This is a genomic window from Paenalicyclobacillus cellulosilyticus, from assembly GCF_014647315.1.
Taxonomy (GTDB): Bacteria; Bacillota; Bacilli; order Alicyclobacillales; family Alicyclobacillaceae; genus Alicyclobacillus_J; species Alicyclobacillus_J cellulosilyticus.
Window position 1 is genome coordinate 1 of the sequence record NZ_BMOY01000135.1, and the last position, 229, is coordinate 229.

Sequence of the window (229 nt, forward strand, 5' to 3'; positions counted from 1 at the left end):
CTGCGATGAATAGGATACCTTTGTGTTGGAACACGTAGAACAGAGTGATACTGATACCTGCAATCATACCCGCGATAGCACCTTCTTTGTTGATGTTCTTACTGAAGATACCCATCATCAGAGCCGGGAAGATGGAGGACGCCGCCAGACCGAAGGCCAGTGCTACCGTACCTGCCGCGAAGCCCGGTGGATGCAGACCCAAGTAACCTGCGACTGCAATGGCCACCGC

The 229-nt window shown here is 53.7% G+C and carries 1 protein-coding gene; it reads right to left on the bottom strand.

Annotation, left to right across the window (positions count from 1 at the left end):
* The coding region (locus tag IEX97_RS13765; protein WP_444541810.1) for a sodium:solute symporter family transporter at positions 1 to 229 on the bottom strand (229 nt) is incomplete at both ends.